Annotated in this window: 14 protein-coding genes; 6 read left to right on the top strand and 8 right to left on the bottom strand. The window is 66.4% G+C overall.

Features of this window, described 5'->3' with window-relative positions; genetic code table 11:
* Positions 1-119: 119 nt before the first annotated feature.
* Positions 120-929, top strand: coding sequence for a hypothetical protein (locus ACN4F8_RS05865; RefSeq protein ID WP_419472687.1), 810 nt, complete (start codon positions 120-122; stop codon positions 927-929).
* On the opposite strand, the gene ACN4F8_RS05860 is transcribed toward ACN4F8_RS05865, so the two are convergent.
* Both ACN4F8_RS05860 and ACN4F8_RS05855 read right to left on the bottom strand, forming a co-directional pair.
* Positions 916-2,115 (bottom strand): FAD-dependent oxidoreductase, encoded by a 1,200-nt coding sequence (locus ACN4F8_RS05860; protein WP_419472686.1) that lies wholly within the window; start codon positions 2,113-2,115, stop codon positions 916-918. The two genes, ACN4F8_RS05865 and ACN4F8_RS05860, sit on opposite strands and share 14 nt — an antisense overlap.
* A gap of 21 nt (positions 2,116-2,136) precedes the next feature.
* Positions 2,137-2,412: an oxidative damage protection protein gene (locus ACN4F8_RS05855; RefSeq protein ID WP_069046396.1), complete on the bottom strand. Its 276-nt coding sequence runs from the start codon at positions 2,410-2,412 to the stop codon at positions 2,137-2,139.
* Between the two features lie 246 nt (positions 2,413-2,658).
* On the opposite strand from ACN4F8_RS05855, the gene ACN4F8_RS05850 reads away from it, so the two are divergent.
* Together ACN4F8_RS05850 and ACN4F8_RS05845 are read left to right on the top strand one after the other, a co-directional pair.
* The gene (locus tag ACN4F8_RS05850) at positions 2,659-3,432 is read left to right on the top strand and encodes a ferredoxin--NADP reductase (protein ID WP_069046397.1); all 774 of its coding nucleotides are present in this window, start codon (positions 2,659-2,661) and stop codon (positions 3,430-3,432) included.
* Between the two features lie 54 nt (positions 3,433-3,486).
* Positions 3,487-4,008: a disulfide bond formation protein B gene (locus tag ACN4F8_RS05845; RefSeq protein ID WP_419472703.1), complete on the top strand. Its 522-nt coding sequence runs from the start codon at positions 3,487-3,489 to the stop codon at positions 4,006-4,008.
* Between the two features lie 15 nt (positions 4,009-4,023).
* Here the strand turns inward: ACN4F8_RS05845 and argA are convergent, their stop codons facing one another.
* From argA to ACN4F8_RS05830, 3 genes are read right to left on the bottom strand one after another with little or no spacing between them, the layout of a single operon-like run.
* Positions 4,024-5,364, bottom strand: coding sequence for an amino-acid N-acetyltransferase (gene argA / locus ACN4F8_RS05840; protein WP_419472685.1), 1,341 nt, complete (start codon positions 5,362-5,364; stop codon positions 4,024-4,026).
* 6 nt (positions 5,365-5,370) lie between these two features.
* Entirely contained in the window at positions 5,371-5,808 is a 438-nt protein-coding gene (locus ACN4F8_RS05835; protein ID WP_419472684.1) for a TA system VapC family ribonuclease toxin, read from the bottom strand.
* Complete coding sequence (locus tag ACN4F8_RS05830) at positions 5,805-6,071, bottom strand: DUF6364 family protein (RefSeq protein ID WP_419472683.1); 267 nt, start codon at positions 6,069-6,071, stop codon at positions 5,805-5,807. Before ACN4F8_RS05830 ends, ACN4F8_RS05835 begins: the two co-directional genes overlap by 4 nt.
* Positions 6,072-6,140: 69 nt before the next feature.
* Between ACN4F8_RS05830 and hrpA the strand changes: the two genes are divergently transcribed.
* Entirely contained in the window at positions 6,141-10,178 is a 4,038-nt protein-coding gene (gene hrpA, locus ACN4F8_RS05825) for an ATP-dependent RNA helicase HrpA (RefSeq protein WP_419472682.1), read from the top strand.
* A gap of 88 nt (positions 10,179-10,266) precedes the next feature.
* Here the strand turns inward: hrpA and ACN4F8_RS05820 are convergent, their stop codons facing one another.
* A complete protein-coding gene (locus ACN4F8_RS05820; RefSeq protein WP_419472681.1) occupies positions 10,267-11,226 on the bottom strand; it encodes a FecR domain-containing protein in 960 nt (319 codons plus the stop codon).
* Positions 11,227-11,506: 280 nt separating this feature from the next.
* Between ACN4F8_RS05820 and ACN4F8_RS05815 the strand changes: the two genes are divergently transcribed.
* Positions 11,507-12,223 carry a (2Fe-2S)-binding protein gene (locus tag ACN4F8_RS05815; protein ID WP_419472680.1) on the top strand — a complete coding sequence of 239 codons (717 nt, stop codon included), beginning with the start codon at positions 11,507-11,509 and terminating at the stop codon, positions 12,221-12,223.
* A gap of 5 nt (positions 12,224-12,228) precedes the next feature.
* Here ACN4F8_RS05815 and ACN4F8_RS05810 read toward each other — a convergent pair whose 3' ends face one another.
* Together ACN4F8_RS05810 and map are read right to left on the bottom strand one after the other, a co-directional pair.
* Positions 12,229-14,946: a [protein-PII] uridylyltransferase gene (locus tag ACN4F8_RS05810; RefSeq protein ID WP_419472679.1), complete on the bottom strand. Its 2,718-nt coding sequence runs from the start codon at positions 14,944-14,946 to the stop codon at positions 12,229-12,231.
* Between the two features lie 4 nt (positions 14,947-14,950).
* Complete coding sequence (gene map, locus ACN4F8_RS05805; RefSeq protein WP_419472678.1) at positions 14,951-15,778, bottom strand: type I methionyl aminopeptidase; 828 nt, start codon at positions 15,776-15,778, stop codon at positions 14,951-14,953.
* A gap of 122 nt (positions 15,779-15,900) precedes the next feature.
* On the opposite strand from map, the gene purL reads away from it, so the two are divergent.
* The coding region (gene purL / locus ACN4F8_RS05800; protein WP_419472677.1) for a phosphoribosylformylglycinamidine synthase at positions 15,901-19,587 on the top strand (3,687 nt) is incomplete at its 3' end.

Raw genomic sequence — 19,587 nt, 5'->3', positions numbered from 1 at the left:
CGATTTTTTCTTCATGGGGGTATGCCTCACACGAATATAGAAGTTCCGGTGTGTGGCATCGCACAAGGTGCTGATCGGCGCGACTCAGGGCGCTTGGGGCAACGAAGCGCTGACGTAACATGACCTTCATGCAAAAACAGCGTGTTCTGGTCAGCGTGGTGGGCTTCTCCGACGTGGAGCGCCATGCTTTGAACACCGTGTTCCGCCTGTCCCAATCGCGAGACCTGTCTTATGCACCGTATGTGCCCCTGACCGCACCCGGTGTGGCTGTGCCCAAGGGTGTGTCGGAGGTGGCGCTGGTGGACGGCGAAAGTGCCGAGGCGGTGTTGTCGCACGCCAAGGAAATGCCGTCCGGTCAGCGCCTCATCTGGATCGGCAGGGACGCACCCGAACATGCCTGGCGTGTGATGGACCGTCCGATCGACTGGGCTGCGGTGCTGCACGATCTGGATGCCGTTTACGCCGCCAAGCAGGCCGATTCGGGCCTGCTCGATCTGGATGTGACGGCGCCCGCACCGCTGGACCCGGCCTTTGGCGAAGACGTGATCGGGGTACGCCGCGCTTTGGTGGTGGGCGCCGACGAGCAGGAGCGCACCTACCTGCGCACCCGCCTGGCTCTGGCGGGGGTGGCTCAGGTGGACGAGGTGACCACCACCGAGGCCGCCATCGCCATCATCGCCCGCAACGACTACATCTGCGGTGTGTTCAATCTGGACGATCCACAACTGGACGTGTGGTTGCTCATGCGGCTGTTTGCCGAGCACAACCCCAAGGCCCTGACCTTGGCCACCAGCGAGCTGGCCAGCCCGCTGGCGGGATGGTGGAGCCGGCGACGCGTCCGGCGCAACGCCCAGCGTGCGGGCATTTCGGCGCTGCTGGCGCGCCCGATCCAGCCGCCAGAAATCTCCGTCTGGCTCAACCTGCTGTAGGCCGCTGCCGTGCGCCGCCCTGGCGGCGCAGGTGTTTGAGGGCAAACCGCGCCGGGTCGAGCGCCTCCAGCAGATCTGGCGCTGCCGCTGAAGGTTCGCCCGCCAGCTGTGCGGCCAGTTGTTCTGCGCACCAGTGGGCCAGGGTGATTCCTCTCGAACCCAGGGCGCTGAGCAGGTGGAGTCCCGGCCGCCGAGGCACATCCGCCAACCGCACGCGCGGGCGTTGCCCCGAGGCCATGAGGGTGCGCAGTGCAGCGGTGTCGGGCGCGGCGCCCACCATCGGCAGCCGGTCAAGCGAGGCGCAACGCACCTGCGCCCAACCCAACAAGCGGCCCTGGGTCAGGGCAGCTCTCAGGTGTTCGGCCGCCGCCGGCTGGATGGCCTGGAGGCTTTGGGCATTGCGCTCATGGGCCTGCGGGCTCACGTCGGTGTGTGTCAACCCGCGCTCGTAGGTGGAACCCATGGTCCAGATCGTCTCGGGCCATCGCGGCGGCAAACCGGAGTCCTGGTAACGCGGCACAAACACACCGTCGTTGCGCTGAGGCCGCTCGGCCAGGGGCGTCCCCTCCAGCGCCGCCAGGCTCATCTGACCCTGCACCGGGCGCAGCGGCAGGTCATCGTCTTCCAGCAGCCCTGCGTCGCCGGTGAGCAGGCCGACGCTGCCCAGCGCCGCCGCGACGATGACCACGGGGGCCTCGGCCAGCGGGCGTCCTTGGTCGTCCCACACCTCCCAGAGCGCTGTGGAGGACAGGCCGCTGTTGTTCTGAACACGCAGCCGGTGGACCCGTGCGTTCCACACACAGGTCAGCGCGTCGAGGGCAGCAGCTTCGTTCAGCCAGGCCCGCACCAGCGAAGAGGGTCGCACCAGCGCCGCCGGCCAGCGGCCCGGATCGTGGCCAAGGTTGTCGACCTCGCAGGCTTGCCAGCCCGCGCCTTCGGGCACGAGGCGCCGCAGTTCGGCCAGGGTGTCGGCCACGCCCAGCGCCGACAGGCGCGACAGTGGCGTGGGCGAGCGTGTGACGTGGGGGCTGAGCATGCCCACGGGCAGGCTCGATGCGCCGCTGGCTGGACCATCCGCAGCGTCAAGCAGTGTGACGCGCCAGCCCCGGCGTGCCAGGGCCGAGCAGGCCGCCGCACCTGCCAGACCAGCGCCGATCACCAGGGCGTGGCGCCGGGCTTCAGGCATGCAAGCGCAGAGACAGCGGGATCAGGCCGCAGGTGGCGGCACGTAGCCGGCCGCCGCGTCGGCGCCTTCGCCGAAGAAGTGTTTTTCCATCTGGCGGGCGAGGTACTGGCGGGCGCGGGCGTCGGCCAGGTTCAGGCGGTTTTCGTTCAGCAGCATGGTCTGGTGCTTGAGCCAGGCGGCCCAGGCTTCCTTGCTCACGCTTTCATAGATGCGCTTGCCCAGCTCGCCCGGGTAGGGCGGAAAGTCCAGACCTTCGGCTTCCTTGCCGAGCTTGATGCAGTTGACGGTGCGTGCCATGGGGTGTCCTTGGGTGTGGGTCAGATGATTTGGTTATATCGAATGGAAGAATTTATTCGTTCCAGTGTCTTGCGAAGGCCGGCATGATGCGGGCTTCGTGCGGCAGAGGGCGACTGTAGCAACCTTTGATCGACCGCAAAGTCCCCAGGGCCGCAGCCAGCATGCCCGGTTGAGCACAAGCCCTTGCTGGGCTTGTTGCCTCGGCGCCTTTTTACAATAGACCCCTTCGCCTCCACAGGACCCCTCATGAGTGCATTTCAGGAAGAGCGCGTGCTCAGCGTTCACCATTGGACCGATCGGCTGTTCAGCTTCACCACCACGCGCGACGCGTCGCTGCGGTTCTCCAACGGCCACTTCACCATGATCGGCCTGCGCGTGAACGACAAGCCGCTGCTGCGCGCCTACAGCATCGTCAGCCCCAATTACGCCGACCACCTCGAGTTCCTGAGCATCAAGGTGCCCGACGGCCCGCTCACCTCGCGCCTGCAGCACATCCAGGTGGGTGACACCATCATCGTCGGTCGCAAGCCCACCGGCACCTTGCTGATCGACTATTTGCTGCCCGGCAAGCGCCTGTATTTGCTGGCCACCGGCACCGGCCTGGCGCCGTTCCTCAGCGTCATCCGCGATCCCGAGACCTACGAGCGCTACGAACAGGTGGTGTTGATCCACGGCGTGCGCCAGGTCAAGGAACTCGCCTACCGCGAGTACCTCAGCGACACCCTGACCCACGACGAGTTCCTGGGCGAGATGGTGCAGCAGAAGCTTCTGTACTACCCCACGGTCACGCGCGAACCGTTCGTGCACCAGGGTCGCATTCCGCAACTGCTGGCCGAGGGCCAGGTCGCCAAAGACCTGGGCATTCCCATGCTGAACCCGGCGGAGGACCGCATCATGATCTGCGGCAGCCCCGAGATGCTGCGCGACCTGAAAGCGCTGGCCGAAAAGCTGGGGTTTGAAGAGGGCAACACCAGCCGCCCCGGCGCCTTCGTCATTGAGCGCGCGTTCGCTGGAACTTGACCCGGGCTGCTCCGCTCTGTTCCGGAGTTCTTTTCCACCACAGGTCTTGCCTTGATCACCACCATCCCGACCGTCAGCCCTTCGCTTCTTGAGCGTTTTCCCCGCCAGCTCCTGGGCCTGATCGCCCTGGTGTGCATCGGCATGCTGGCGTTTGGCCTGTACCTGCAGCACGTGGTGGGGCTGGAGCCTTGCCCCATGTGCATCGTGCAGCGTTACGCGCTGATTGCGGTGGCACTGGCAGCCGGCATCACGGCGCTCCTGCGCAGCCGCAGGGCCTTGTGGGGCGGAGTGGGTGTGATGGCGGTGTTTGCCGTGTTCGGCGCCGGCGTGGCCGCGCGGCAAAGCTGGTTGCAGTGGTACCCCCCTGAAATCATGAGTTGTGGTCGCGACTTCTTCGGGATGATCGAATCCTTCCCGCTGCGCCGCGCCATTCCCATGATCTTCCGCGGCAGCGGCGACTGCTCGGTGATCGACTGGACCTTTCTGGGCCTGTCGATCGCGAACTGGTCGTTCCTCAGCTTCAGCGCCATCGCGCTGGCAGCGCTCGCGCTCTGGCTCAAACGCGCACCGGCTTGAACCCAGGCTGAGCGGTCAGCCCAGCTTTTTCACCAGCACCTGGCTCTTGCGGTCCCAGTTGTATTTGCGTTTGCGGGCCTCGGGCAGCCAGTCGGCGTTGACCTGCACGAAACCACGCTTGATGAACCAGTGCATGGTGCGGGTGGTGAGCACAAAGATGCTTTGCAGGCCTTGGGCCTTGGCCCGCACTTCAATGCGTTTGAGCAGCCGTTCGCCGTCGCCCTGGCTCTGCGTGTCGGGCGACACGGTGAGCGCAGCCATCTCGCCGGTGCGCGCTTCCGGGTAGGGGTAGAGCGCGGCGCAGCCGAAGATCACGCCGTCGTGTTCGATGATGGTGTAGTTGCCGGCGTCGCGTTCGATCTCGGTGCGGTCGCGCTTGACCAGCGTGCCGTCTTTCTCGAACGGTTCGATCAGCGCCACGATGCCGCTCACGTCGTCCATGGTGGCTTCGCGCACGCTTTCCAGTTTTTCGTCCACCACCATGGTGCCGAAGCCGTCGTGCGTGTAGATCTCCAGCAGCAGCGCACCGTCCACCGCAAACGGCAGGATGTGGCTGCGCTCCACGCCGCCTTCGCAGGCGCGGATGCAGTGCTGCAGATAAAACGCCGGGTCTGTGGGTTGGGTGGGCGCGGGCAGGCTGGCGAGCAGCTTCTTGGCGTCGGCCAGCGGAATCTCGGTGTCGATGTCGCTCTCGGGGTCGGCCAGGTCGGTGCGCAGGCCGGGCACTTCGGTGAGGAACATCAGTTTGTCGGCCTGCAGCGCAATGGCCACCGAGGTCGCCACGTCTTCCATGGTGAGGTTGAAGGCCTCGCCGGTGGGCGAAAAACCGAACGGCGAGAGCAGCACCAGCGCGCCCATGTCCAGCGTGCGCTGGATGCCTTCGGTGTCGACCTTGCGCACCAGACCCGAGTGCTGGAAGTCCACGCCATCCATCAAACCCACCGGGCGCGCGGTGATGAAGTTGCCCGAGATCACACGCACCGTGGCCCCTGCCATGGGCGTGTTGGGCAGGCCCTGGCTGAAGGCGGCTTCGATCTCGTAGCGCAGCTGGCCGGCGGCCTCTTGCGCGCAATCCAGTGCCACCGAGTCGGTGATGCGCATGCCGTGCGAGTACTTGGGTTCGTGGCCCTTGGCGCGCAGTTGTTCGTTGACCTGCGGGCGGAAACCGTGCACCAGCACGATCTCCACGCCCATGCTCTGGATGAGCGCGAGGTCTTGCGCCACGTTTTGCAGCTTGCCGGCAGCGATGGCCTCACCCGCGATGCCTACCACCAGCGTGTTGCCGCGGTGCTTGTGGATGTAGGGCGCGACCGAGCGGAACCAGGGGACGAAGGTGAAGTTGAAGACGTTGGACATGTTGGGTCAGGCTTTGATCAGTTGGAGCTTGTCGGCAGGCAGCAGGCGCGTGAAGTCGCGATCGAAAGTGCACAGCGTTTCGCCGACTTGCAAGACGGTGGCGGCGATCCAGGCGTCGGAGACGAGATTGCCGTTGGCCTGACGGTTCAGGCACAGGTCGCGAAAGCCAGGCCAGCCGGCACCCGAGGCCTGGTAGTCCACCCCCGGGCAGGCCAGCAGCGTGTCGACGAAGGAGACAACGTCTTCCAGTGCGTCAATCTGCTTGAACACCCTGGGGTTGGTGGTGACCCGCAAAAAGCCCGTGACCACCATGCCCAGCAGCACCAGCGGCGTGTGTTTGAACGCGGCCTTCTGGACAGCGTCGTTCAGCCAGGCGCGGGCGGGGCTGTGGTGAGGGTGGTCCGGGCGGAAGGCTGCGACCAGCACGTTGACATCGGGCGTCATGAAACCTGGCCAGCCTGCTGGTCGGCGTCCATGGCGTCCAGCATGGAGCGGTGGCTGTCGGGGTTGATGCCCGGCATCAGGCCGCCCCGGGCTTTGGAGACCGGCAGCGCCGGAATGATCACGGGCGCGGCGCTTGCAGCGGGCTGTGCGTAGCTGGCCACAAACTCGCGGATTTTGGCGCTCAGCGAGGTGCCTTCCTGGATGGCCTTGATCCGGGCCTGCTTCACCAGGTTTTCGTCTAGGGAGATGGTCAGGTTGGTCATGAGGGGTTCCTGTTCAGAAACACGAAAACACGTGCTGCACGTGAACCTGTGCCCTGCGATAATACCGCCGTGAACGACGCTGTCAATTCCCCCAACGCCTCCCGCCCGGCCCAGCCCCTGCACATCGAATTCCCCGACTCGCTACCCGTGTCCGCGCGCCGCCACGAGATCGAGGCCGCCATGCGCGAGCACCAGGTGGTGATCGTGTGCGGGGAAACCGGCTCGGGAAAAACCACGCAGATTCCGAAGATTGCGCTGGCCATGGGGCGCGGCAAATGCAACGCCAAACCCGGGCAGCGCGGCCAGATGATCGGCCACACGCAGCCGCGGCGCATTGCAGCCTCCAGCGTGGCCAAGCGCATTGCCGAGGAGTTGAAAACACCGCTGGGCGACGTGGTCGGCTTCAAGGTGCGTTTCCAGGACCGGCTCTCCAAAGACGCCTCCGTCAAGCTCATGACCGACGGCATCCTGCTGGCCGAAACCCAGACCGACCCGGACCTGCGCGCTTACGACACCATCATCATCGACGAGGCGCACGAGCGCAGCCTCAACATCGACTTCCTGCTGGGCTACCTGCGCCAGCTGCTGCCGCGCCGGCCCGACCTCAAGGTGGTGGTGACCTCGGCCACCATCGACGCAGACCGCTTCGCGCAGTATTTCGCCTCGAAGCGTGGGCCAGCGCCGGTGCTCATGGTCTCGGGCCGCACCTTCCCGGTGGAGGTGCGCTGGCGCCCGTTTGAAGAGAGCCGCGACTACGACCTCAACAGCGCGATCACCGACGCCGTGGACGAACTCTGGCGCGGGCCCGCCGGCGGCGACATCCTCGTTTTTCTGCCGGGCGAACGTGAAATCCGCGAAGCCGCCGACCACCTGCGCAAGCACCTGAGCCACATCCCCACGCTGCGCAACGCCGAGGTGCTGCCGCTGTTCGCGCGGCTCTCGCAGGCCGAGCAGGACCGTATCTTCCAGGAGCATAGCGGTCGGCGCATCGTGCTCTCGACCAACGTGGCCGAGACCTCGCTCACCGTGCCCGGCATCCGCAACGTGATTGATGTGGGCACCGCGCGCGTGAAGCGCTACAGCTTCCGCCAGAAGGTGGAGCAACTCATGGTGGAGCCCATCAGCCAAGCCGCGGCCAACCAGCGCGCCGGGCGCTGCGGCCGTGTGGCCGACGGCATCTGCATCCGCCTCTACGACGAGGCCGGCTTCAACGCCCGCCCGAAGTTCACCGACCCCGAGATCCTGCGCAGTTCGCTCGCGGGTGTGATCCTGCGCATGAAGGCGCTGCGCCTGGGCGCGGTGGAAGACTTCGCCTTCATCGAAGCACCACAAAAACGCGCCATCGTTGACGGCTACCAGTTGCTGGCCGAATTGGGCGCGGTGGACGACAACAACGAGCTCACATCGATTGGCCAGACGCTCTCGCGCCTGCCGCTGGACCCTCGCGTGGGCCGCATGATCCTGGAAGCGCAGCAGCGCGGTGCACTCGACGAGGTGATGGTGATCGCCTCGGCCCTGAGCGTGCAGGACGTGCGCGACCGCCCGCTCGACAAACAGGCGCAGGCCGACCAGGCGCACGCCAAATTCGACGACAAGAAGAGCGAATTCAGCGGCACGCTCAAGCTCTGGAAATGGCTTGAGGACAGCCGGGGTGGGCGCTCCACCGTTCGGGCTGAGCCTGTCGAAGCCCAGCGCGCGAAGGGCACTTCGACAAGCTCAGTGCGAACGGAAGCTTCCCACAAACTGAGCCACCGCCAATACGAGAACCTGCTGCGCGAGAACTTCGTCAACGTGCGCCGGGTGCGCGAGTGGCGCGACATCCACACCCAGCTGCACACCGTGGTGGCCGAACACAAGTGGCAGATCAACACCGCGCCGGCCAGCTACGAACAACTGCACCTGGCCATGCTGGCCGGGCTGTTGGGGAACGTGGGCCAGAAGAGCGAGGCGGAAGACTGGTACCTGGGCGCGCGCGGCATCAAGTTCTACCGCCACCCCGGCGCCAACCTCAGCAAGAAACCCGGCCGCTGGATCGTCTGCGCCGAGCTGGTGGAAACCACGCGCCTGTTCGGCCGCGGCATCGCCGGTATCGAGCCGCTGTGGCTGGAGCAGGTCGGATCGCACCTGCTCAAGAAGCAGTTGCTCGACCCGCACTGGGAAAAGAAATCGGCCCAGGTGACGGCGCTGGAGCGCGCCACGCTCTACGGCCTGGTGGTCTACAACAACCGGCGCACCGACTACGGCCGCGTGGACCCGGTGGGAGCGCGCGCCATCTTCATCCGCGAAGCGCTGGTGGCCGGCGACTGGGAGACGCGTCTGCCGTTCCTGGCCGCCAACCAGAAGCTGGTGCAGCAGGTGGCCGAGCTGGAGCACAAGTCGCGTCGACAAGACGTGCTGGTCGACGACGAGCTCATTTACGCCTTCTATGACCAGCAGCTGCCCGCGCACATCTGCAACGGCGCCACCTTCGAGCGCTGGTACCAGGACGAGGTGCGCCGCAACCCCAAACTGCTGCTGCTCACGCGCGAAGAGCTCATGCGCCACGAGGCGGCGGGCATCACCACACAGGCGTTTCCCAAAACGCTGCGCCTGGGCGGCGTGGACTGCGCCTGCGAGTATTTGCACGTGCCCGGCGACCCGCGCGACGGCCTGTCGGTCGCGCTGCCGATCTTTGCGCTGAACCAGGCCAGCGACGACCGCTGCGACTGGCTGGTGCCCGGCATGCTCAAAGACAAACTGCTGGCGCTGCTCAAGACGCTGCACCAGCGCCCACGCTCGCGCCTGGTCCCGCTGCCGGCCACGGCCGAGCGCTTTGCGCAGGCCTTGTGTGAACCCGCTGCCTTCGGCGCCGGCAACCTGATGGACGCGCTGCTCAAACTCGTGCGCGAGGCCACGCAGCTCGACATCCAGCGCAACGACATCAAGGTCGACATGCTCAGCCCGCACCACTTCATGCACCTGCGTGTGGTGGACGAACACGGCCGCCAGCTGGGCCAGGGCCGCAGCCTGGCGGCGCTGAAGGCCGAGCTGGGCAGTCAGGCTCGCGGGGCCTTTCAGGCGCTGGCTTCGCTCAAGCTGGGCTCGCTTGCCGCAGCCGGCGACCGGTCTTCACCCTCTCCCTCGGGGAGAGGGCAGGGTGAGGGCTTGGCGCGCCCACAAAGCCCTCACCCTCCTTCGACAGGCTCAGGACAGGCCAGGCCTCTCCCAAAGGGAGAGGGGGTCAAACCCGCAAGCGCCGCACAGCGCCACACCCGCTGGGACTTCGGTGAACTGCCCGAACTCATGGAGATTCACAAAGGCCAGCAATCGCTGATCGGATTCCCGGCGCTCATCGACGACGGGGACGCGGTGCGCCTGGAGGTGTTCGACGAACCCGATGTGGCCAAGGCCCGCCACCGCGAAGGCCTGCGCCGCCTGTGCGCGCTGCAGATCCGCGACGCGCTGAAGTACCTGGAGAAAAACCTGCCCGGCCTGCAGACCATGGCCGCCGCCTACATGCAGGTGGGCAAGGAGTCGGGCGGCGGCGGCACGCTGGAGGAGCTGCGCACGCAGATTCTGGAACTCGCGCTGGACCGCGCTTTCCTGGCCGAGCCGCTGCCCACCAACGAAGCTGCTTTCAAGCAGCGGGTGGACGAGGGCAGAGGGCGCCTGACCTTGATCGCCAGCGAGATCTCACGCAGCGCGGGCGCCATCCTCACCGAATACGCGGCCGCTGCGCGCAAGCTCAAGGACAGCAAACCCGCTGCTGATGTGGCCACCGACGTGGGCCAACAACTGGCGCGGTTGGTGCCCAAGAAGTTCTTGCTGCAAACGCCCTACGCGCAGCTGCAGCACCTGCCGCGCTACTTGAAAGCGGTGCAGTTGCGGCTGGACAAACTGCGGGCCGACCCTGCGCGCGACGCCTCCCGGCTGGCCGAGTTGCGCCCGCAAGACCAGCGTTTCTGGCGTCTGGTGGCTGAGCGCAAGGGTGTGCAGGACGCGCGCCTGCAGGAGCTGCGCTGGCTGCTGGAAGAGCTGCGCGTGAGTTTCTTTGCGCAGGAGTTGCGCACGCCGCAGCCCGTGAGCGTCAAGCGGCTGGACAAGGCCTGGGCACAACTCCAGCTTTGAGCCCCCACGCTGCGCCGTAGCGCGGGTCGCTGCCCCCAGGGGCGGCTGGCCTTGCCTGGGGCGGCCCTGCGCGGCGGCCGCTGTCTGTTCAGCGGGTGGCCAATGCCACACGACCATCGGTCACACCGAGTGCGGTGTTGGCCTGCAGTTGCTTGAGCACGGCTTCAGCATCTTCGCGCGTGGCGAGCTGGTTGATCCGAACCTCGAACTTGCCGTCTTTGGCCACCACATCGGCCGGGTAGCCTGCGGTCTGCAGGCTGGCGCGCAGCGCGTTGGCCTGAACACCGCTGGGCATCAAGCCCGCCACCGTGCGCCAGCGACCGCCCTGCAACAGGATGCCCTGGCCAGGCTGCATTTCGGCCTGGTTGATGAACTTGGCGAGCTGGTCCGGTGTGGCCTGGCCAGCGGGCTTTTCCGGCTCGCCGGTGAACACCGCCCAGAACGCGCCAGGCTTGTCCAGCATGATGCCGGGCTTGGCGTCGCGCACGACCTCGACCTTGCCTTCGAACATGCACACGGCGTCGTGCGCTGCGTCGGTCATGCTCCAGAAATCGGTGCCCCGGATGCCCACCGTGGCGGTGGCCATCTTGAGGTTGAGTTCCCGCTTGTTGCCCAGGGCCTTGCTGGCGTAGTCGGTGGCGTAACGAAACACGCCGGTGACCAGGCGCAGCGTGGCCGAGAGTTCCGATGGGCCTGCGGCTTGCGGTTGGCGCAGGGTCACGGCTTCGATGTGGAATTCGGTTTGCTCGCCCAGTTTGATCACGCTGCGATCGGCCATGCGCAGCAGCATCCGCGAATGACCGGCGGTGATGGCCTTGTCGTTGTCGCGCAGCAGCACCCCGGGCTCGGCCGGACGTCGCTGGCCATTGCGCTCCACCCAGGCCGGCAACTGGACCGCCTCGACCACCGTGCTGGCGGTGGCAGCGCGGGCCACGCCCTGACTGGCCCAGAGGCCGGCGCCCAGCAGCAAGATGCCCAGCGCGTGACGCGCATGGGTGGCGACAGATCGGGTGGCCGTGTTGGTGCGCAAAGCATGGGTGGAATACATGAGAAGACCTTTCCTTTTCGGTGCCGCAAAGGGCAAAACTTGATACCCCGTACAGTAACTACGCAGGGTCCGGTGGTTTGGATGCACCCGCATTCAAATCGCGCAGGCAGTGAAACTTTTCCGTGAAAAAATTCGCGTCTGCCGTCCGGTTGTGTAAAGCCGGTTTGTCCCCGGATTTGAGCGGGACTTGTGCGCCTGGGTTGACACCACGACCGCCCATGCGGTTCACTGCGGTGCAAACCGGGTTCGTGGTCGCTGTTTCAACGCATGGGGTCTACCGATGGATCGTCGTGAATTCGTGGAGAGTTGCGCCCTGGGTGCGGGCGCGTTGACCACCGCGCTGTCGGGCTCGGCCTGGGCGGCCGACGCCAAACCGCGCAGCCACGGCAGGGTGCTGCTGGTGGACGAGCTGGGCAAGCCACTCAAGGCAGCCAGTCTGCGCGCCCAGACCAACTATGTTTTTCACTACCCGTTCGAGGCCACGCCGGTGTTCCTGCTCGATCTGGGCAAGGCGGCCGCAGCCACCCAACTGGTCACGCGCGACAAGCAGCCGTATCAATGGCCTGGCGGCGTCGGCCCCCGGCGCAGCCTGGTGGCGTTCTCAGCCATCTGCGCGCACAAGCTGGTGTACCCCACCAAAGACCTGAGCTTCATCAGTTTTCGCAAGGGCGCGGCGGTGAACCCGCAGACACCGAGCAAGGGCAGCGACCTCATCCACTGCTGCGCCGACCACAGCCAGTACGACCCGGCGCGCGGTGCCCAGGTGCTCGACGGTCCAGCCGAACAGCCGCTGTGTGCCGTGCTGCTGGAGCACGACGCGAAGTCCGATCAGCTCACGGCCACCGGCACGCTGGGCGGCGAGTTGTTCGACGACTTCTTCAAAAAGTATGAGATGAAGCTGAGTCTGGAGGTGGGGCCGAACGCGAAGCAGGCCGTGTTGCGCCAGTCCACGGTGCGGGAACTGGATCGCTTCTGCCGCAATCCTGTGCGTTGCTGAGCGCCTCAGCCCTCCAGCGTCTCCAGCAACTCGGTCTCGATCTCGATCTGCCGCTTGTTCATCTGCAACTGTGCTCCACAGATCAGGAAGGTGTCTTCCACCCGTTCACCCAGCGTGGTGATCTTGGCCAGTTGCACGTTGATGTCGTAACGCGCCAGCACCCGTGAAATGCCGTAGAGCAGACCGGCGCGGTCGCTGGCCGAGACCGACAGCAGCCAGCGCTGGGCCTTCTCGTCCGGCCGCAGATCCACCCGGGGCGTGACCGGGAAACTCTTGACCCGGCGCGAGAGCCGGCCTTTCATGGGCGCGGGCAAGGGGCCGCACTCGTCGATGGTCTGCGCCAGGTTGTTCTCGACCATGGCGATGAGTTCGCGGTAGTGCTCCGAGAGCGTGGGTGCCACCACCTGGAAGGTGTCAAGCGCATGGCCGGTGAGCGTGGTGTGCACGCGCGCATCGAGGATGCTGAAGTTGGAGCTGTCGAAATAGCCGCAGATGCGGGCAAACAGGTCGTTCTGGTCGGGCGCGTACACCAGCACCTGCAGACCTTCGCCTTCGGGCGAGAGGCGGGCACGCACGATGCAGCGGTCGGCCACCACCCCATCGCCTGCGGTGGCGACCTTGGCGGCGGCTTTGGTGGCCGTCTGGTTGATCTGGCGTGTGAGCACCCGCGTGTGCCAGGCGATCTCGTCGGCCTGGTGGCGCATGAAGTAGCTCACGTCCAGCGTGTCCCACAGCGCCTTGTGCGCCATGTGCGGCAGCGCGTGCAGCGCCAGCATGGACAGCGCCTCGCGCTTGCGGGCCTCGATCACCGCGCCCGGATCGGGTGCGCGGCCGCCCAGTGCGCGCAGCGTGTAGCGGTACAGGTCCTCCAGCAGCTTGCCTTTCCAGGCGTTCCACACCTTGGGGCTGGTGCCGCGGATGTCGGCCACGGTGAGCAGGTACAGCGCGGTGAGGTAACGCTCGTTGCCCACGCGTTTGGCGAACGCCGCAATCACGTCGGGGTCGCTCAGGTCTTCCTTTTGCGCCATGCGGCTCATGGTCAGGTGTTCGGACACCAGGAATTCGATCAGCTTGCTGTCTTCGCGGTCGATTCCGTGCTGGCGGCAGAAAGTGCGCACGTCCCTGGCGCCCAGGTCGGAGTGGTCGCCGCCGCGGCCCTTGGCGATGTCGTGAAAGATCGCCGCGATGTAGAAGATCCACGGCTTGTCCCAGCCGGCGGCCAGTTGCGAGCAGAACGGGTACTCGTGCGAATGCTCGGCAATGAAGAAGCGGCGCACGTTGCGCAGCACCATCAGGATGTGCTGGTCCACGGTGTACACGTGAAACAGGTCGTGCTGCATCTGGCCCACGATGTGGCGAAAAACCCAGAGGTAGCGCCCCAGCACCGAGGTCTCGTTCATCATGCGCAGCGCGTGGGTGATGCCTTCGGGCTCTTTCAGGATCTGCAGGAACTGCGCGCGGTTGACCGGGTCGGCACGAAAGCGTGCGTTCATCACCGGTCGCGCGTTGTACAACGCTCGCAGGGTGCGGGCCGAGAAGCCCTTGATGCCCACCGTGGTCTGGTAGATGTGGAAGGTCTCCAGGATGGCGTGGGGTTGCTGCACGTACAGGTCGTCGCTGGCCACCTCCAACATGCCGCCCTTGTCAAAGAAGCGCGCATTCAGCGGACGCAGGCGGTCCACACCGGCCATGTCGTCCTGCAGGCGTTCCTGGATGTTGAGCAACAAGATCTGGTTGAGCTGGGTCACGGCCTTGGCGGCCCAGTAGTAGCGCTTCATGAGCGCCTCGCTGGCGCGGCGCGTGCCTTTGGCTGTGGGGGCTGCGTGCGGCTGGCCGGTTGGGCCAGCGGTGATGACGGCGGGTACCTGCGCCTTGAAGCCGAACGACTCGGCCACCGCGGTCTGCAGATCGAACACCAGGCGGTCTTCGCGCCGGTTGGCCAGCAGGTGCAGGCGTGCGCGGATCAGGCTGAGCAGGGCCTCGTTGGCCTTGATCTGGCGTGCCTCCAGCGGCGTGGCCAGGCCTCTGCGGGCGAGGTCGTCCCAACTGCGGCCCAGGCCTGCTGCCTTGGACACCCAGAGAATGATCTGCAAGTCGCGCAGGCCACCGGGCGACTCCTTGCAATTGGGCTCCAGCGAGTACGGCGTGTTTTCGTATTTGGTGTGGCGCTGGCGCATTTCCAGCGTCTTGGCCACATAAAAGGCCTTGGGGTCCATGACCTCGTCGAGCAGGGTGACCAACCGGTTGAAAGCGCTCTTGCTGCCACAGATCAGCCGGCTCTCCAGCATGGAGGTCTGCACCGTCACGTCTTTGGCCGACTCTTCCACGCAGTCGCTCACCGAGCGCACGCTTGATCCGATCTCCAGGCCGAGGTCCCAGCACGCGCCGATGAAGTCTTCGAGCTGCTTCTTGAGTTCAGCGTCTTCGTCGGGCTGTGCACCGTCGGGCAGCAGCACCAGCACGTCCACGTCGGAATACGGAAACAGCTCGGCGCGGCCATAGCCGCCCACGGCAATCAGGGAAAAACCAGCACCAAAACCAGCCCGACTCCAGAGTTCGCGCAAGGTCTGGTCGGTCAGGCGCGAGAGCTGTTGCAGCGCCTGGCGCACGCCCCGGGTGGAGGCACCCTGGTCGCGCAGCAGTGCAAAGAGAGCGGTTTTGTCGTCACGGTAGCGCTGGCGCAGCGCGCCGATGTCGCCCGCAGGCGCCAGGAGCGGGTCCATCGGCTCAGGCCGCCACGGCGGCGGCCGGCGTCACGAAGGCCGGCGGTGCCAGGCTGCCGGCCGAGAGCGTGAGCACCTCGTAACCCGTTTCTGTGACCAGTACCGTATGTTCCCACTGGGCCGAGAGCGAACGGTCGCGCGTGACGATGGTCCAGCCGTCGCCGGCTTCCTTGATGTCGCGCTTGCCCGCGTTGATCATCGGCTCGATGGTGAAGGTCATGCCGGGCTTGAGCTCCTCCAGCGTGCCCGGGCGGCCGTAGTGCAGCACCTGGGGGTCTTCGTGGAACTTCTGGCCGATGCCGTGGCCGCAGAACTCGCGCACCACCGAGAAACCGTTGCCTTCGGCGAAGGTCTGGATGGCGTGACCGATGTCGCCCAGGCGGACGCCGGGTTTGACCATCACGATGCCTTTCCACATGGCCTCATAGGTCACCTGGGTCAGCCGGCGGGCCTGCACCGAACAGGCCGCCTCGCCACCGATCATGTACATGCGGCTGTTGTCGCCAAACCAGCCGTCCTTGATGACGGTCACGTCCACGTTGAGGATGTCGCCTTTTTTCAGCGGCTTCTCGTTCGGGATGCCGTGGCACACCACGTGGTTGATGGAGGTGCAGAGGTGGCCGGGGTAGGGCGGGTAACCGCTGGGCTGGTAGCCGATGGTCGCCGAGACCGTGCCCTGCTGCTTCATGAACTCGGCCGCCAGGCGGTCGATCTCCAGCGTAGTGACGCCCGGCTGGATCAGCGGCGTGAGGTAGTCCAGCACTTCGGAGGCCAGGCGGCAAGCCACCCGCATGCCTTCGATGCCCGCTTCGTCTTTGTAGGTGATGCTCATGGGCGCAGATTATCCCACCGGCCCCTGCGGCGCAGGGTATCGGTGGCGATGACTGGGCGGGCCACGCGGGTAAAATCGGCGCTCCGCCCACCCCCCGGGTCTACGCACCTCAGGCTCCCAACGTGTCCCTGCACCTGCGCACTTTCGATGGCGGCAATGCCATCAGCGACTTCAAAGTCCAGCAACTCCTGCCCCGCCTGGCAGCCCTCTCCGACAAGATCACCGGCCTCTCGGCCCGCTTCGTGCACCTCGCCGCCTTCGACGGCGAGCCCGATGCGGCCACCGTGGCGCGCGTGGGCGAGCTGTTGACCTACGGTGAGCCCGCCACCGAGGCGCACCTCAAGCTCGAAGCGGCCGGCGCCCCGGCCCTGCTGGTGATGCCGCGCCTGGGCACGGTCTCACCCTGGGCCTCCAAAGCCACCGACATCGCGCACAACTGCGGGCTGGCCCTGCACCGGGTCGAGCGGCTGGTTGAATTCCGCCTGCAGCTCAAGAGCGGCCTGCTGGGCAAGGCCAGCCTGTCCACCGAGCAACTGCAAGCCGTGGCCGACCTGCTGCACGACCGCATGACGGAAAACGTCTCGCTCGACCGCAGCCAGGCGCAGGCCCTGTTCACCGAGTTGCACCCTGCGCCCATGGAGCAGGTCGATGTGCTCGGTGGTGGCCGAGGTGCGCTGGAGCGCGCGAACACCGACTGGGGCCTGGCCCTGGCCGATGACGAGATCGACTATTTGGTGAGCGCCTTCACCGGCTTGAAGCGCAACCCGACCGACGTTGAACTGATGATGTTCGCGCAGGCCAACAGCGAGCACTGCCGGCACAAGATCTTCAACGCGCAGTTCACCATCGACGGCGTGGCGCAAGACAAGAGCCTGTTCGGCATGATCCGCCACACGCACCAGCTCGCGCCGCAGCACACGGTGGTGGCGTACTCGGACAACGCGTCCATCATGGAAGGCAGCGTGGTCGAGCGCTTCGTGGCGCGCGCGGGCGGCGATGCCTCGCCGGCTTATGTGGCCGAGACCGCCACCCACCACGTGCTGATGAAGGTGGAAACCCACAACCACCCGACCGCCATCTCCCCGTTCCCCGGTGCCTCCACCGGCGCGGGCGGCGAGATCCGCGACGAGGGCGCCACCGGCCGTGGCTCCAAGCCCAAGGCGGGTCTCACCGGCTTCACGGTGGGCAAGCTCTGGGGTGGCCTCTCCGACCAGCCGGGTGGCAAGCCCGAGCACATCGCCAGCCCGCTGCAGATCATGACCGAGGGCCCGCTGGGCGGCGCGGCCTTCAACAACGAGTTCGGCCGACCCAACCTGCTGGGCTACTTCCGCGAATACGAACTCGCGGTGGACGGTGTGCAGCGCGGCTACCACAAGCCGATCATGATCGCCGGCGGCGTGGGCGTGATCGACGCCATCCAGACGCAGAAGATCGAATTCCCTGCTGGCTCGCTGCTGATCCAGCTCGGCGGCCCGGGCATGAAGATCGGCATGGGCGGCAGCGCGGCCAGCTCCATGGCCAGCGGCACCAACGCCGCCTCGCTCGACTTCGATTCCGTGCAGCGCGGCAATCCCGAGATCGAGCGCCGCGCGCAGGAGGTCATCAACCACTGCTGGCAGCAGGGCGCGAACAACCCCATCCTGGCGATCCACGACGTGGGCGCGGGCGGCCTCTCCAACGCCTTTCCCGAACTCACCAACGATGCGGGACGCGGTGCGCGCTTTGATCTGCGCGCCGTGCCGCTGGAAGAGAGTGGCCTGGCGCCCAAGGAAATCTGGTGCAACGAAAGTCAGGAGCGGTATGTGCTGGCGATCGCGCCCGAATCGCTGGAGACGTTCAAGGCTTTCTGCGAGCGCGAACGCTGCCCGTTTGCCGTGATTGGCGTGGCCACAGAGGAGCGGCAGCTCGTGCTGGGCGACGTGAATTTGCCCCTTCCCCCGCTGGGGGAAGGCAGGGATGGGGGCGCGCGCGCCGACGACGCCACTTCAAGCGTGCCCCCACCCCACCCCTCCCCCAGTGGGGGAGGGCGCGGGGAGACTTTTCCCCCCAGCGGGGGAGGGAGCCAGAACGCAGTCGACATGCCCATGAACGTGCTGCTGGGCAAACCGCCCAAGATGCACCGCGACGTGAAGACCGTGGCGCGCACACCCACCCCGCTGGACCTCACCGGCGTGGACCTGCAAAAGGCCGTGATCGACGTGCTCAGCCACCCCACCGTGGCCTCCAAGCGTTTCCTCATCACCATCGGTGACCGCACCGTGGGCGGCCTGTCGCACCGCGACCAGATGGTCGGCCCCTGGCAGGTGCCGGTGGCCGACTGCGCTGTGACCCTGGCCGATTTCCAGGGCTTCGCGGGCGAGGCCATGAGCATGGGCGAGCGCACGCCGCTGGCCGCGCTGGACGCCGCCGCCTCGGGCCGCATGGCGGTGGCCGAGGCCATCACCAACCTGCTGGCCGCGCCCATCGAACTGCCGCGCGTGAAGCTCTCCGCCAACTGGATGGCCGCCTGCGGCGAACCCGGTGAAGACGCCGCGCTGTACGAAACCGTGAAAGCCGTGGGCATGGAACTCTGCCCGGCACTCGGCATTTCGATTCCCGTGGGCAAGGACAGCCTGTCCATGCGCACGCAGTGGACGGAGGGCGGCAACACGAAGAAGGTGACCTCGCCGGTGAGCCTGATCGTGAGCGCCTTCGCCACGCTGGCCGATGTGCGCGGCACGCTCACGCCACAGTTGAACAACACGCTGGAAGACACCACGCTGGTGCTGGTTGACCTCGGCAAAGGCCGCCACCGCATGGGCGGCAGCGTGCTGGCCCAGGTGCTGGGGCAGGGCGGTGGCGAAGCGCCGGATCTGGACGACGCGCAAGACCTCGTCAACCTGGTCAATGCGGTGAACGCGCTGCGCGCGCAGGGCCAGATACTCGCCTACCACGACCGCAGCGACGGTGGCCTGCTGGCGGCCGCCGCCGAGATGGCCTTTGCCGGCCACGTGGGCGTGGCGCTCAACGTGGACCTGCTCGTGACCGAAGGCGACGGCATCAGCGACAGCCGCGCCGAGATGGGCGACGCCAAGAACTGGGCCGGCCAGGTCAGCGCGCGGCGCGAGGAGCTCACGCTCAAGGCGCTGTTCAGCGAAGAACTGGGCGTGCTGCTGCAGGTGAAAACCGACGACCGCAATGCCGTGATGCAGACCCTGCGCGAGCACGGCCTGAGCAAACACAGCCACTTCGTCGGCAAGACCCGGCCAGTGTCTTCCGCGATGGACGCCGGTAAAGGCCAGCTGCAGGTGTGGCGCGACACCAAGGCCGTGTTCTCGGCCAGCCTGTTTGATTTGCACCAGGTCTGGGACAGCGTGAGCTGGAAGATCAACCAGCAGCGCGACAACCCGGCCTGCGCCGATGCCGAGCACGCCGCAGCCGGACGCCCCGAAGACCCGGGCCTGCACACGAAGTTGACCTTTGACCCGAGTGCAGAAACAGCCGTTCGCCCTGAGCTTGCCCTTCGACAAGCTCAGGACGATCGGGAAAGCACCGCTAGAGGGGCTTCGACAGGCTCAGCCCGAACGGGACTTTTGCTCACCCGCCCCAAAGTCGCCATCCTGCGCGAGCAGGGCGTGAACTCGCACGTGGAGATGGCCTACGCCTTCACCCAGGCCGGCTTCGAGGCCTACGACGTGCACATGACCGACCTGCAGACCGGCCGCGCCAAGCTCGCCGACTTCAAAGGGGTGGTCGCCTGCGGTGGTTTCAGCTACGGCGACACGCTGGGCGCGGGCATCGGCTGGGCGCGCAGCATCACCTTCAACCCG

This window comes from Hydrogenophaga sp. (assembly GCF_048549895.1).
GTDB lineage: Bacteria > Pseudomonadota > Gammaproteobacteria > Burkholderiales > Burkholderiaceae_C > Hydrogenophaga.
The sequence above is the reverse complement of the archived record's forward strand: the minus strand, read 5'-3'. Positions and strand labels throughout refer to the sequence as shown.

What these genes read in the sequence shown, in the direction of transcription:
- ACN4F8_RS05865 (WP_419472687.1), top strand. Translation starts at nt 120, where the DNA reads ATGACCTTCATGCAAAAACAGCGTGTTCTGGTCAGCGTGGTGGGCTTC.
- ACN4F8_RS05860 (WP_419472686.1), bottom strand. Translation starts at nt 2,115, where the DNA reads ATGCCTGAAGCCCGGCGCCACGCCCTGGTGATCGGCGCTGGTCTGGCA.
- ACN4F8_RS05855 (WP_069046396.1), bottom strand. Translation starts at nt 2,412, where the DNA reads ATGGCACGCACCGTCAACTGCATCAAGCTCGGCAAGGAAGCCGAAGGT.
- ACN4F8_RS05850 (WP_069046397.1), top strand. Translation starts at nt 2,659, where the DNA reads ATGAGTGCATTTCAGGAAGAGCGCGTGCTCAGCGTTCACCATTGGACC.
- argA (WP_419472685.1), bottom strand. Translation starts at nt 5,364, where the DNA reads ATGTCCAACGTCTTCAACTTCACCTTCGTCCCCTGGTTCCGCTCGGTC.
- ACN4F8_RS05835 (WP_419472684.1), bottom strand. Translation starts at nt 5,808, where the DNA reads ATGACGCCCGATGTCAACGTGCTGGTCGCAGCCTTCCGCCCGGACCAC.
- ACN4F8_RS05830 (WP_419472683.1), bottom strand. Translation starts at nt 6,071, where the DNA reads ATGACCAACCTGACCATCTCCCTAGACGAAAACCTGGTGAAGCAGGCC.
- ACN4F8_RS05820 (WP_419472681.1), bottom strand. Translation starts at nt 11,226, where the DNA reads ATGTATTCCACCCATGCTTTGCGCACCAACACGGCCACCCGATCTGTC.
- ACN4F8_RS05815 (WP_419472680.1), top strand. Translation starts at nt 11,507, where the DNA reads ATGGATCGTCGTGAATTCGTGGAGAGTTGCGCCCTGGGTGCGGGCGCG.
- ACN4F8_RS05810 (WP_419472679.1), bottom strand. Translation starts at nt 14,946, where the DNA reads ATGGACCCGCTCCTGGCGCCTGCGGGCGACATCGGCGCGCTGCGCCAG.
- map (WP_419472678.1), bottom strand. Translation starts at nt 15,778, where the DNA reads ATGAGCATCACCTACAAAGACGAAGCGGGCATCGAAGGCATGCGGGTG.